Origin of the sequence: Paraburkholderia sp. WS6, from assembly GCF_030464835.1 — a bacterium.
Taxonomy (GTDB): Bacteria; Pseudomonadota; Gammaproteobacteria; order Burkholderiales; family Burkholderiaceae; genus Paraburkholderia; species Paraburkholderia madseniana.
The window spans coordinates 26,759-40,150 of record NZ_JALQCK010000019.1 but is presented as its reverse complement, the minus strand read 5'-3'; the positions used below and the strand labels follow the sequence as shown (position 1 = coordinate 40,150).

The 13,392-nt window shown below is 60.9% G+C and carries 13 protein-coding genes and 1 pseudogene; 7 read left to right on the top strand and 7 right to left on the bottom strand.

Translation table 11 applies throughout. The features are described 5' to 3' along the window. The first annotated feature begins 293 nt into the window (after positions 1 to 293). From M0D64_RS22345 to flhC, 7 genes and pseudogenes are all read left to right on the top strand, one after another. Complete coding sequence (locus M0D64_RS22345) at positions 294 to 665, top strand: type II toxin-antitoxin system RelE/ParE family toxin (protein WP_054039105.1); 372 nt, start codon at positions 294 to 296, stop codon at positions 663 to 665. Beyond that, on the top strand, positions 662 to 964 hold the full coding sequence (locus M0D64_RS22340) for an addiction module antidote protein (RefSeq protein WP_054039070.1): 303 nt from the start codon (positions 662 to 664) through the stop codon (positions 962 to 964). The genes M0D64_RS22345 and M0D64_RS22340 overlap by 4 nt, the downstream gene beginning before the upstream one ends. Before the next feature lie 176 nt (positions 965 to 1,140). Further along, positions 1,141 to 2,019 (top strand): helix-turn-helix domain-containing protein, encoded by an 879-nt coding sequence (locus M0D64_RS22335; RefSeq protein ID WP_266259280.1) that lies wholly within the window; start codon positions 1,141 to 1,143, stop codon positions 2,017 to 2,019. A gap of 93 nt (positions 2,020 to 2,112) precedes the next feature. After that, the gene (locus M0D64_RS22330) at positions 2,113 to 2,643 is read left to right on the top strand and encodes a GNAT family N-acetyltransferase (RefSeq protein ID WP_266259279.1); all 531 of its coding nucleotides are present in this window, start codon (positions 2,113 to 2,115) and stop codon (positions 2,641 to 2,643) included. A 34-nt stretch (positions 2,644 to 2,677) separates the two neighbouring features. Beyond that, a pseudogene (locus M0D64_RS22325) lies at positions 2,678 to 2,902 on the top strand (YeeE/YedE thiosulfate transporter family protein); the annotation flags it as partial. 520 nt (positions 2,903 to 3,422) lie between these two features. Further along, positions 3,423 to 3,743, top strand: coding sequence for a flagellar transcriptional regulator FlhD (gene flhD / locus M0D64_RS22320; protein WP_028194930.1), 321 nt, complete (start codon positions 3,423 to 3,425; stop codon positions 3,741 to 3,743). A 14-nt stretch (positions 3,744 to 3,757) separates the two neighbouring features. Further along, the gene (flhC, locus tag M0D64_RS22315; RefSeq protein ID WP_054039111.1) at positions 3,758 to 4,327 is read left to right on the top strand and encodes a flagellar transcriptional regulator FlhC; all 570 of its coding nucleotides are present in this window, start codon (positions 3,758 to 3,760) and stop codon (positions 4,325 to 4,327) included. A 167-nt stretch (positions 4,328 to 4,494) separates the two neighbouring features. Here flhC and M0D64_RS22310 read toward each other — a convergent pair whose 3' ends face one another. The 7 genes from M0D64_RS22310 to M0D64_RS22280 form a co-directional block, all read right to left on the bottom strand. Then, a complete protein-coding gene (locus M0D64_RS22310; protein ID WP_266259278.1) occupies positions 4,495 to 5,823 on the bottom strand; it encodes an Nramp family divalent metal transporter in 1,329 nt (442 codons plus the stop codon). Positions 5,824 to 5,883: 60 nt separating this feature from the next. After that, entirely contained in the window at positions 5,884 to 7,086 is a 1,203-nt protein-coding gene (locus M0D64_RS22305) for an acyl-CoA dehydrogenase family protein (RefSeq protein ID WP_266259276.1), read from the bottom strand. Between the two features lie 191 nt (positions 7,087 to 7,277). Next, complete coding sequence (locus M0D64_RS22300) at positions 7,278 to 7,934, bottom strand: methionine ABC transporter permease (protein WP_074286788.1); 657 nt, start codon at positions 7,932 to 7,934, stop codon at positions 7,278 to 7,280. Beyond that, the gene (locus M0D64_RS22295) at positions 7,927 to 9,084 is read right to left on the bottom strand and encodes a methionine ABC transporter ATP-binding protein (protein WP_266259274.1); all 1,158 of its coding nucleotides are present in this window, start codon (positions 9,082 to 9,084) and stop codon (positions 7,927 to 7,929) included. Before M0D64_RS22295 ends, M0D64_RS22300 begins: the two co-directional genes overlap by 8 nt. 13 nt (positions 9,085 to 9,097) lie before the next feature. Then, a complete protein-coding gene (locus tag M0D64_RS22290; protein WP_154566777.1) occupies positions 9,098 to 10,504 on the bottom strand; it encodes an LLM class flavin-dependent oxidoreductase in 1,407 nt (468 codons plus the stop codon). Positions 10,505 to 10,546: 42 nt separating this feature from the next. After that, on the bottom strand, positions 10,547 to 11,386 hold the full coding sequence (locus tag M0D64_RS22285; RefSeq protein ID WP_266259272.1) for a MetQ/NlpA family ABC transporter substrate-binding protein: 840 nt from the start codon (positions 11,384 to 11,386) through the stop codon (positions 10,547 to 10,549). 383 nt (positions 11,387 to 11,769) lie between these two features. Continuing rightward, positions 11,770 to 13,383 carry an efflux transporter outer membrane subunit gene (locus M0D64_RS22280; protein WP_266259271.1) on the bottom strand — a complete coding sequence of 538 codons (1,614 nt, stop codon included), beginning with the start codon at positions 13,381 to 13,383 and terminating at the stop codon, positions 11,770 to 11,772. Positions 13,384 to 13,392 lie beyond the last annotated feature (9 nt).

Sequence of the window (13,392 nt, the reverse complement as noted above, 5' to 3'; positions counted from 1 at the left end):
CTCAGACTCCTTGATTGGCATGACTGAGCACTACGCTCGGCAGACACGGTGTATGCGGCGGGCTCGGAGTGAAGATTGACGGCTCGAGCGCAGCGCGTCGATTACGTGGGAGGTAAGCATCGGGATGCACCAGCGTGAAGAACCGCGCTTTTTTGCCCACCGGATTGGCCATTCGGCCGAATCGTCACCGGCTGCGTCAGCCGCTAACCTCATGGCGGAATTGGGGGCCGCGCAGTGTCGACTCGCGGCATGTGACGAACTGAATGGGCGCGGACACAAGCCGCTTTTTTAATATGGTTTTCACACTTGCAAGACCGTATCCAACAGGATACACTCATCAACAAATCGGTTCACCGCCTGTGTACACGGTCAAGCGCACCGAGGAATTCGACCACTGGCTTGCCGGCCTCTCAGACTTGAGGGCGAGAGCCAAAATCCTGGTGCGGGTCAGGCGTGCTGAGCGAGGTCATTTCGGCGACGTCAAGTTGCTGGAAGACGGTGTATCCGAGATGCGCATCGATTGCGGGCCCGGCTATCGGGTCTACTTCGCGCGCGAAGGGCGCATGGTGTTTCTGCTGCTCTGCGGTGGCGATAAATCCACGCAGCCAGCCGACATCAGGCATGCCAAATCAATGTGGGCAGACATCAGAAAGGAACTGTCATGAGCAAAGTCAAAACCGCACGGTTCGACGCATCGCATTACCTCGATAGCGAAGAGATGATCGCCGAGTATCTCAACGCAGCGCTGGAAGAAGGCGACGCCGACCTCCTCCTCGCCGCGATCGCCGACATCGCAAAAGCACGCGGCATTGCGAAGGTCGCGGCGGACGCTGGACTCGGGCGCGAAAGCCTCTATAAAACACTCGCGCCCGGCTCCAAACCGCGCATGGACACGGTGTTCAAACTGCTGCGCGCGCTGGGCGTCAAACTCAACGCCGTGCCGGAAGGCGTGGCGCCCGCCTGATTCGCGCCTGGCGTGTTGTCGCTTGGGGTAACGCCCTGAATGCGCTGCGTATTCGTAGGTGCTCCTACGCTTTCTCGGATATTCCAGGGTATTGCCGGGCATTCCTGGGCATTCCCGGGTATTCCATTACCTGTCAGGTAATGGATCGCTAACGCGCTTTGGCTATCATCGGCAACATGAACACACTCTCTCTTGCACAAACCATCCCGTCGAACAGGCCGACGGCAAGCCGCACGGTCGGCGATCTGCTGCGCGAATGGCGGCAGCGGCGCAGAATGAGCCAGTTGCTGCTCGCCGCTGAAGCCGATATTTCAACGCGGCATCTGAGCTTCGTCGAATCGGGCCGCGCGGTGCCCAGCCGGGAAATGGTCATGCACCTCGCCGAGCGGCTCGACGTGCCACTGCGCGCGCGCAATGCGCTGCTGATTGCGGCGGGTTATGCGCCGCTGTTCCGCGAACGCCCTTTGACGGACCCGCAATTAACCGCCGCACGCGAGGCAGTTGAGTTGGTGCTCAAAGGTCACGAGCCGTATCCGGCTCTCGCGATCGACCGTCACTGGACCATCATTGCCGCGAACAATGCGCTTGCGCCGCTGCTTGCAGGCGCAAGCCCGGCGGTTCTGAAACCGCCGGTCAATGCGATGAGACTGAGCTTGCATCCGGAAGGCATCGCAGCGTCGATCGTCAACTGGCATGCCTGGCGCGCGCACGCGCTGTACCGACTCCAGCGCCAGATCGACGTGAGCGGCGACGACACGTTGAGCGCACTGCGCGACGAACTCGCTGCATACCCCGCTCCGCCCGGCGCGGAAGCGGCCGACCACGACGACACCGCGGGTAATCAGATCGCCGTGCCGCTGCGTTTGCGCACACCGATCGGCGTGCTGTCGTTCTTCAGCACGACCACGGTATTCGGCACACCGGTAGATGTCACACTGTCGGAGCTTGCTATTGAAGCGTTCTTTCCCGCCGATCAGGAAACCGCGGCGGCGTTGCGCGAGTTTGCCGCGAGCCAACGTGCCGAAGGCCAAAAATCTGAAGCCGTGAAGCCATAGCAGCACCGCTGAACCGCAGAAACCCGAAGAGCAGCATCGAAAGCAGAGTTGTTCCCGCTTGCAGCACCATTCAAACCACACGGAGAGACACACTTGATCAACAGCGCCCTACTGGTCCGCCAACTCGGTCCGGCCGATCGCGACGCCTACTTTCAGCTTCGCCTGCGCGGACTGAAGGCGCATCCGGAGTCGTTCGGGCAAAGCTACGAGGAAGCGGTGGCCAAGGGCGCGGCGCGGCACGACGCGATGTTGCAGGGCACGCGCGCAGCCGAAGGCGACTTTTTGCTCGGTGCTTATGAATCGGCCAATGCCCCCTTAATCGGCGTGGTCGGATTGCGGCGTAACCAGAGCGACAAGGAACGGCACAAGGCTTCCGTCGTCGGTATGTACGTCGCGCCGGAAGCTGCGGGTCGCGGAGTCGGGCGCGCCTTGCTTAATGAGTTGCTGGCGCGAGCGGCACAGGTAGAAGGTCTACGGCAAATCCAGTTGATGGTGAGTAGCCGCAACGAGGCGGCGCGCAAACTCTATGAGTCGCTTGGCTTTCGCAAATATGGTTGCGAGGTCGACGCGTTGAACGTCGGCGGGGTGTTTCACGATGCCGATCTGATGGCGCGCTTCATGTAACAGCTATTCGGCGCCAATCCTGCTCCCGGGGCGCCCGGTTCGCTCGCTGGTCGCGGCAGTGGTCGGCGGCCTGATGCTGGGCTACGGAGCCCGTCTGGCCTACGGTTGTAACATCGGCGCCTATTTCAGCGGCATCGTGTCAGGCAGCTTGCACGGTTGGCTGTGGCTGGTCGTCGCCTTCGCCGGCAACGTACTCGACACCCGCCTGCGCCCGGCGTTCGGCCTCGAAGTCGAACGGATCCGCGCAAACGGTTGCTAGAAGTTACAAATGCGCCCCGTTTGTAACTAGGGCTGCACCAACCTGTTACACATCTGATTTGTCCCCACAGCAGCGCCAATGAGCGGTATTTATTACTTTCAATTGGGCTCGCTTTCTATTTCCTTTCTGATTCAGTCCTGATTTTTCGGTTCTCGACCGGGTACACGCCATTGCTCAGATGAATAACGCTAAGGCCCACTACACAAGGGTTTTCATGGATCAGACAAAATTCCAAGGCAACAAAAAACCTGCTAAGCATCGTCTATTACAGGACTGTGAAAGACTTACCGAAATTTGATGTATCTTTTTGAGATATTTTTTTGAGAAGGGATTGATTTCTTGTTTTGCCCTTCATACAATTCGTCCCAAGCTGTTACGAAATGTAACGCGATGTATCAAAAAGTCGCGAGCTGTATCAGGTAGTGACATGTAGCCGGAGGACAACGTTTCCGGTGAGGCACAAAAGACATAACGGCAAAAAAAGCCGACATAGTAATTCGGGGCTTCGGAAACACAGAAAATGGACCGTAGCAGCGAGACGCTGGATTCAATCCGCGAGATCAACTTGTCTTACATCATGCTCGCGCAACGTATGTTGCGTGAGGACAAACCGGTCGGCATGTTCCGACTGGGACTGTCGTCGGAACTGGCTGATTTGCTTGCCGGGCTGTCGCTCGCGCAGATCGTCAAGCTGGCCGCTTCCGATCAGCTTTTGTGCTTCTTCCGCTTCAACGACCACTCGATGTTGTCGGCGTTGACGCAAACGACGAAGCATGCGGCAGTTGCACCGACTCACGCGGCGATCCTGCTTGCAGGCCAGCCTGCTGAGCAATTTGCTTAATCGAGGTGACCGCGATGCTCAAGCGTAGCCTGACGGAAGACGCACAAGAAGTATTCCGTGCCATCGCGCTGATTGAACTCGGCGCGCGCATGCAGGTGCTCGAAAGCGAGTTGACGCTTTCGCGCGACCGCATGATCCGCCTGTACCGCGAGGTCAAAGGTGTGTCGCCGCCCAAGGGTATGCTGCCTTTCTCGGCGGACTGGTACATGACGTGGCTGGCGAACATCCACGCGTCGTTGTTCTACAACACGTACCTGTTCCTGAAGAACGAAGCGCGTTGCTCGCACCTGGATGCGCTGACCAAGGGGTATCGGCTGTATCTGGAACATTGCCAGCACAGCGACTCCGAACCGGTGCTGGATCTCACGCGGGCATGGACGCTAGTGCGTTTCTTCGACGCCGACATCCTGCAGTTGACCAAATGCTGCCGTTGCACCGGCAAGTTCGTCGCGCACAAGCACGATCTGCAACACAACGTGGTGTGTGGCGCCTGCCAGCCGCCGTCGCGCGCCGGCAAGACCAAAAAGGCCGCCGCCGCTCGTCAGGAAGCGCTCGAAGCAGCGCAGATTGCACAAGCCGCCTGAGTTAAGTGGAATCGATGAGGGCCGGTCCAGCCTGATTCGAACCGAAGCACCTTGGAAAAAGTCCGCCATCCCGCGGACTTTTTTTTATGTGGTTTTCGCCCTGACACGGGACACCTCACATCTAACACCCGACGCCAGGCGCTACCCCGCTACCTCCCGCTGCCGCATCAGTCCACCAGTCCCACCGTCTGCACCACCAGCCACAGGTTCGCCGCACTGATTACCACGAACAGCGACCAGGCGAAAAACCGCGTCGGAAGTCTGTTGGCAAATTCGCCCATCAGCGAACGATCGTTGGTCATGCGAATCAGCGGATAGAGCGCGAACGGCAGTTGCAGGCTCAACACGACCTGGCTTGCGACCAGCAGCTTGCCGACTGCGCCGTTGCCCATCATCTGCACGCCGATCAGCGCCGGAATCAAGGCGAGCGCCCGCGTAATGAAGCGCCGCTGCCAGCACGGAATTTTCAGCTTCAGGAAGCCTTCCATGATGACCTGCCCGGCCACCGTGCCGGTGAAGGTCGAACTTTGCCCCGACGCCAGCAGCGTGATCGCGAACAGCACCGCTGCGAAACCGGTGCCGACGATCGGCGCCAGCAGTTTGTACGCGTCTTCGATTTCGGTGACTTGATTGTGGCCGGTCGCGTGGAACGCGGCGGCCGCGAGAATCAGGATCGCCATGTTGATCAGCAGCGCAATTATCAGCGAGACGATCGTATCGATGCGCGACATGCCGATCGCCGACCGGATGCTGGCCGAATCGCGTTTAACCGCGCGGGTCTGCACGATCGACGAATGCAGATAGAGGTTGTGGGGCATCACGGTCGCACCGAGAATGCCGATCGCCAGATACATCGGTTCGCGGCTGCCGAGTGCCTGCCACGAAGGAATCAGTCCTTGCGCGACGGACGGCCAATGCGGCTTCACCAGTGCCAACTCGATGATGTAGCCGACGCCGATCGTCGCGATCAACCCGAGCATGATCGCCTCAAGATCGCGGAAATTCTTGCCCTTCAGGCCAAGCACGATCAGCGTATCGAACGCGGTCAGCAACACGCCGGTGGTTAGCGAACATTTGAAGAGCAGATGGAAAGCCAGCGCGCCGCCGAGCACTTCGGCCAGATCGCAGGCCACGATCGACAGTTCGGCAAGCAACCACTGAAAGCGCGCCACACCAGGTGAGTAACGCAGTCTCGACAATTCCGCGAGGTCCCGCCCGGTGGCGATGCCGAGTCGCATGCTCAGACATTGCAGCGCCATCGCCGCAAGACTCGACAACATGACGACGAACAGCAGGCTGTAGCCGTAACGCGAACCCGCTTCGATATCGGTGGCCCAGTTGCCGGGGTCCATGTAGCCGATCGAAATCAGCAGGCCAGGCCCCGCGAATTGCAGGATTTTTTTCCAGAACGGCGCGCCTTGCGTAACGGCGACCGTGCCTTGCACCTCGGATGGGCAAAACGGCGCCGTTGCGGTGGTCGGTAATTTGAACTGCAAGCCGGTGGTCTCTTGAAGGGGATAAACCGCGACGCCTCATGCAGGCCACCGCGAACCGCCTCAAGTGTACAAAGAAACTTCCGGCAATGTCCCGCTTAACGCATAACGGCCGACGTCGCGTACGCGATAGTCGAGTGGATCGTGCAGCGTATGCACGCGAGCGTTGCGCCAGAAGCGGTCGAGCGCGAGCGGCGCGTGTGTGGCACGCGCGCCGCAGGCATCGAACAGTTTTTCGCTGACGTCGAGCGCGGCGCGGTGCGCGACGATTTTCGCCTCCGAGGTGGCGAGCGCCACCTGCGCACGGGTTTCGGCGTCCAGAGACGGGCCTTGTTGCCATGCGTCTTCGAGCGCGTAGGCGGCACGCACTGCCAGCGCTTCCGCGCTCACCGCCTGCAGACGCATCTCGCCGAAGCGCTGGATCAGGTAGGGATCGTCGGTGGCTTTTTCGACGCCCGAGGATATCCACGGTTTGCCGTACTGTGTGACGTACGCGCGTGCTTCTTCGAGCGCGCCCTGCGCGATGCCGACGAACAGATTGATCAGCACCTGCTGCGAGATCAGCGTGCGCAGGCTCGCGTATGAGGTGTCGGCCCGCTCCAGCACCTCGTGCGGTTCAACCTTGACTTGCGCAAAGGAGACGCTGCCGCTATCGGTTTGCCGCTGACCGATCGGATTCCAGTCTTCGTGAACGGTAATGCCTTCACGCGTGGTCGGCACCACCGCGAACACCGCTTTGCCGGTAACCGGATCGTGCCCTGAAACCGTCATCATGTGCGAGCCACGCGTGCCCGAACAAAATCCTTTCTGCCCATCTAAAAGATAGCCACCGTCGCTGGTTGCGCTTGCAACGAGTCGCGTGTCGAGCGGATTGACCGCATTACCCCACCACCAGCGCTCTTCCACGGTGCCGCCCAGATAGCGGGCACGTTGTTCCGGGTTGCCCCATACATTGACGCTGACCACCTGCAGGCACGTGAAGCCAAGCAGATGCGCCAGCGCACTGTCGACTCGCGCGATCTGGCGGATCGTCTCGTAGATCTCGGGCCAGCGCGTGCCGGAACCGCCGAATTCACGCGGTACGGCGAGCGTGAGCAGTCCCGCGTCGGCAATCCATTGTTTTTCCCGCGCGGCGTGGCCGCCGTCGCGATCGCGCTGAGCCGCGCTGGCACGCAACGCGTCGAGCAAGCCGATAAGATTGCGCACCACAGGCGCAGCACCGGTTTGCAGCGGTTGCAGTGCCTCGGGATGTCGAGGTTCGTTCATGCAATGTCCACGTGAAGAAGTTTGGCGAGCGACACGCTGCTTATCCGCGCGGCCGGTTTGCATTCGATCGGGTGAGCCGGAGTCTCGCTGCGCCCAGCGTCGTAAATAGCATGATAGACGGTGACGTCGCCGCTGAAAACGTGGGCCGCAAGCGCGTATTCGTTATGCAAATAGCGGTCGAAAGACGACAATCATGCGCGTTGCGCAAGCCGTCGCACGAAACGATCGCCGACGAACTGCACCGCCGTCACGATCACGATCAGCAACACGATCACCGTCACCATCACGGTAGTATCGAAACGCTGATAGCCGTAGCGGATCGCCAGATCGCCGAGACCACCGGCGCCCACCGCGCCCGCCATGGCCGAGGAACCGATCATCGCCACCACGGTGATCGTGAAGCCGCCGAGAATGCCCGGCAGCGCTTCAGGCAGCAGTACATGCCAGATGATATGCCGGCGCTGCGCGCCCATTGCCTGCGCGGCTTCGATCAAACCGCGGTCCACTTCGCGCAAGCTCACTTCGGCCACGCGCGCAAAAAAAGGAATCGCCGCGATACTGAGCGGCACGATGGCAGCCCATACACCGATCGTCGTGCCGATCAGCAAACGTGTGAGCGGCAACAGCGCGACCAGCAAAATGATGAAAGGCGTGGAGCGGAACGCATTGACGAGCGCGCCGAGCGTGCTGTTCACCACACGCTTTTCAAAGATGCCGCCGCGCGTTGTGGTGACCAGCACCAGCGCGAGCGGAATGCCGACCAGCGCCGCGACGAAGGCCGATACGCCGACCATGACGATGGTGTCGCGAATGGCATCGGCGAGTTCCGAGAGCCAGAGATCAGACATAGCCCAGCACCTCGACATGATTGGCATAGTGCCGCGCACGTTCGAGCAGCGTCGCGATCTGCGTTTGCACCGTGCCGTCCGCGTTCGCGCGCACTTCTGCCGACACCACCAGACGCCCTTGCGCATGCCCCTGAATCCGGTCGATGCCGCCATGCACGAAACTCACGCGGCCACCTTCAATGCTCAATGCAGACGTCAACCCACCCAGGTCAGGCTCACGTGCATCGCTGCCGGTGAAGCGCACGTCGAGCAGAATCTGCGCATCCGCGTGCGCGATCTCGTGCAACGGTTTGACGCGCGCGGCGAGATCCGCAGGCAGATCATGCACCAGGGTCCGCAGCAACGCGCGCGTCGCATCGTGCTGCGGGTCGCCGAATACGCGCCACACCGGACCCGTCTCCACCACTTCACCACGCTCGATCACGGCCACCGTATCGCAGACCTCGCGAATGACCTGCATCTCGTGCGTAATCAGCACGATGGTCAGGTTGAGGCGCTGATTGATATCGCGCAGCAACGCGAGAATGGCTTGCGTCGTTTCAGGATCGAGCGCGGACGTTGCTTCGTCGCAAAGCAGAATGTCCGGGGCGGTCACAAGGGCGCGCGCGATCCCGACGCGCTGCTTCTGACCGCCGGACAAACTCGCCGGATAAGCGTCGCGCTTGGTCGATAGGCCGACTAGTTCGAGCAAGGCGTCGACCTTTTTGTCGATCGCCGCTTTAGGCGCACCAGCGATTTTTAACGGCAACGCAATGTTTTCGTGCACCGTTTTAGCGGAGAGCAAATTGAAATGCTGGAACACCATGCCGATACGCCGCCGCAGCGTGACCAGCCCGCGTTCGTCGAGCTCGCCGACACTCACGTCATTCACGCGCACGGCGCCGGAACTCGGCTTTTCCAGACCATTGACGAGCCGCAGCAGGGTCGATTTACCTGCGCCGCTTCGCCCGATGATGCCGAACACTTCACCGCGCGCCACCTTCAGCGTGACGTTCGCCAGTGCCGCAGTCGACACACCGCGCGTGTTGGCGAACACCTTGCCCACGTCGTCGAATACGACGACTTCTTGCGCGGCATCGGCCGCATCACGATTCACGGTGAGGGACGGTGCGTCTTCAATGAATTTCGGCACGTCGAAAAGATGAGCCATGGCTTCGTTCCTCTCAGGCGTCCACGGTGGATCGCGCGCCGGTTTGCGCGCGACGGCGATGCTGCGCGCCGGCATGCACCTCAGGCAGTCGCGCCCGGCCGCCGCCGAATAGCTTTTCGCGCAGCGTCGGCGCCGGGTCGTAATCTTCCTTGTAGACGCCGCGATTCTGCAATTCCGGCACCACCAGATCGACGAAGTCTTCGAACGATTCGGGCATGACAGTGCGCGTCAGATTGAATCCGTCAACGCCCGCCTCTTCTATCCACGACACCAGCTCGTCCGCGATCTGCTGCGGTGACCCGACTACGGGCTTCGCGCGGCCGCCGAGCGTCATCTGTTCGAGCACTTTGCGTTTGGTCCATACGCCACTCACGCTCTTCTTCGAAATCGCTTCAACGGCAGATTGCATCGATTCGGTCTTCACATACGAAATCGGTTCATCCAGTTCGTACTGCGAGAAGTCGATGCCGGTCGAACTGGAGAAATGCGCGATACCGCCCTCGGCGCTCGCATAACGCCGGTACTCTTCGAATTTCTCCTGCGCGGCGCGTTCTGTTTCGCCGACTACAACGGTGATGCCGGCAAAGATCTTGATATCGTCAGGCGCGCGTCCGAAGCTCACTGCTCGTGCTCGAATGTCGTCGACAATGGAGCGGGTAAGCTGCTTGTTCTGGCCGCCGACAAACACGCACTCCGCGTGACGCGCCGCGAAATCGACGCCCCGGCTCGACGAACCCGCCTGATACAGCACCGGCGTGCGTTGCGGCGATGGCTCGCTCAAATGAATGGCGTCGATCGAATAGTACGGACCGTCGTGTTTCACGCGATGCACTTTGTCAGGGTGCGAGAAGATGCGTGCCTCGCGATCGCGCACTACCGCGTCGTCCTCCCAGCTTTGCTCCCATAGCTTGTAGACCACGTCCATGTAATCGTCCGCGCGGTCGTAACGGTCGTCGTGGCTGATCTGTTGTGCGAGACCCATGCCGCGCGCGGCACTGTCCAGATAGCCCGTCACGATGTTCCAGCCCACCCGACCCTTAGTCAAATGATCCAGCGTCGACATGCGGCGCGCGAACAGGTACGGCGGCTCGTAAGTCAGATTCGACGTGACGCCGAAGCCGATATGCTTCGTCACGTGTGCCATCGCGGGCACAATCAGCGATGGATCGTTGATCGGAATCTGCACCGATTCACGCAACGAGGTTTCCGGACCGCCCTGATAAACGTCGTATACGCCGACGATATCCGCGAGAAAGATCCCGTCGAACTTGCCGCGCTCGAGCGTTTGCGCGAGGCTCGTCCAGTAGTCGAGGTCGGTGTAGTGCGCCGAACGGTCGCGCGGATGCGTCCACAAACCATGATTGATGTGACCGACCGCATTCATGTTGAACGCGTTCAGCAGGATCTTTTTCTTCGCCATCGTGCGGCTCCTTGCTGGTTGCAACGTTGCTAGCGGCGTGCCTTACCAGGCGACGGCGTAGAGGCTGCCGAAGGCTTTGTCGAGTGCAGCGCGCACAGCGGGCGAATGCTGATAGATCGAGATGAACTTGCGGATACGCGGATCATTTGCGCTTTCCGGACGCACGACCCACTGGATCGCGTAGTTCTTGTTTTCCAGGCCGTCGAACAACAATGCGCTGTTCGGATCGGTAGTGCCCGCGAGCTTGATGAAGCTCGGGTAGCCTTGCGCGAGATCGACGTCGTCGAGCGAACGGGCCAATTGCGAGGCTTCGAGCTGAACGATCTTCAGGTGCTTCGGGTTGTCGATGATGTCGAGCGTCGTGGCGCGATAGTCGATGCCCGGCGTCAGCTTGATCAGACCGGCACGCTGCAGCAACAACAGACCACGACCGCCGTTGACCGGATCGTTAGCGATGGCGACGGTGGCGCCGTCTTTCAATTCATCGAAGCGTTTGATCTTTTTCGAATACAGGCCGATCTTCATGATCGTGCCCGGGGCGATTGCGACGAAGTTATAACCACCCTGCTTCTTTGCGTTCTCGAGAAACGGGATGTGCTGGAAATAGTTGACGTCGATATCCTTGTTGGCGAGCACCGCGTTCGGCGTATTCCAGTCGGTAAACTCGATGATCTTCACGTCAAGCCCTTGCTCCTTCGCTTCGCGCGCGGCGACTTTGAGCGCCTCGATTTGCGGGCTGGTGGCGATGCCGATTTTCAGCGTGGGCGTGTCTGCCGCGAACGCGGGCGAAGCGGACAACGCCAGCGCGAGGCCGAACGCGCCGAGGAACGTCAGCGTCCGCGCCTTGAAAAAACGCCGTGCAGTGGTCAGAGAAATGCGCATGGTGAACTCGTTAGGATAGGGGCGTGGCGTGTTTCGAGGCGAGCCGATTCCACGACATGCGGGCAGGCGTACCGGAATCGGTCGGACAACAGAAATCTGCAGCGCGCGGTTTAACCGGCGTGCGGCAGCGATAGAACGCGTGAGCGGGTCAGCGCGGACAGCGGCAGGTCGGACAGGTCATCGCCTCTCTCCAGATGAGGTGCGAATCATCATAGACGGCGGGAAACCGGCGGTCTACGAACGGATTTTTGGAAGGAAAGCGGGAAAAATGATTTGGGGCTCGCCCCATGGAGCTGGCGCAACACGTCACCAAAGAAAAAACGCCGGGCCACGCTTTAGCGCAACCCGGCGTTCTTCACCAGCCAACAAACTAAAAACAGACCTTAGCGCTTCGCCACCTGCTCCGCCGACGCAGAAGCAGAAGTAGCAACCGGACCCGAAGCCGGCGCAACCGCCCCCACCGTCTCGTCGCCCGCAGGCTTCACATCACCCCAGCCGCCACCCAGCGCGCGAATCAGGTTAACCGTCGCCACCGCCTGCGTGCCCGACAGATGGCTCGCCTGTAGTTGCGATGTCAGCACCTGCCGCTCGCCGTCGATCACATCCAGATAGCTGACCGCGCCTTCCGTGTACTGCGTGCGCGACAGATGCGCCGCGCGTTGCGAGGCCACGACCGCATCGTTCTGCTCGCGCATCTGATCGTCGAGCAAACGCAGATCGGCCAGGTTGTCCTCGGCCTCACGGAACGCCACCAGCACCTGTTGACGATACTGCGCGACATCTTCGTCGTACTTCGAGCGAGCTTGCGCGAGGTTTGCCTTGCGGCGGCCACCGTCGAACAAAGGCAACGTTAGCGCGGTACCGGCGAATGGCCCGAGAATAAACGCGCGGCTCGACCACTTGAACAGATCGCCCAGCGTCGCCGATTCAAAACCAGCCGCACCCGTGATATCGAGCTTCGGGAAGAACGCCGACTTCGCCAGACCGACCCGCGCATTCGCCGCCATCATCGCCCGCTCCGCCGCCGAAATGTCCGGCCGACGTTCGAGCAGCGCCGAAGGCAAACCTGGCGGCACGCGCACCGTCACCGGCACGAGCGGTGCCTCCGCGAACGAGAAATCGGCCGGCGGCTTGCCGAGCAGAATCGCCAGACTGTGCTCGGAGGCCGCGCGCTGACGCGCCACGCCCACTGCATCGGCACGCGCACTCGCCAGTTCGTTGCGAGAACGCGAAACATCCAGCTCACCGATATCGCCTTCCCTGAAACGGCGCTCGACCAGCTTCAGCGTGTCCTCGCGCAACGCCACGGTACGGCGGTACAGATCCTGATCCGTGTCGAGCTCGCGCAACTGGAAGTAGTTCTGCGCAACGTCGGCTTGCAACGACAACTGTACCGACCGGAACAATGCTTCACTTTGCTGCTCGTCCGCACGCGATGCATTCACGTTCGAACCGACTCGCCCGAACAGATCGGTTTCATACGATGCGCCAACCTGCGCACGCCAGATCGTGCCGTTCGTCCCGCCCGCGCTATCCGGCTGAAACTGCGAGGCCGCCGATGCCCGTTCACGCGTCGGACCAAAGCCCGCGTCGAACTTCGGGAACCAGTCCGACTTCGCCGCCTGCGTCACCGCACGCGCCTGCTGCACACGCGCCGCAGCCGCCTTCAAGTCCTGATTCGCTGCAGCCGCCTGTTCTTCCAGCGCGTTCAACTGCGGGTCGCCGAAAATCGTCCACCATTCGCCGCGATGCGCGTCGTCGGCGGGCTGAGCCTGCTTCCAGGTGCCCGTGTCCTGCGGCGATGCCGCGGACGTAGCCGATGCAGCCGAAGCACCGGACGCAGCCGATGCAGCAGTCGGCGTTTCCTTGAACGCAGCCGGCGTATCCACCTCCGGCCGCTTATACGTGGGCTCCACGGAGCAGGCCGCGAGCAACGCCAGCAGCAAACCGCTGGCAGCCGCTCTGCCCCACCCGCTTAAAGATTCAAAACGCTTCATTATTATTTT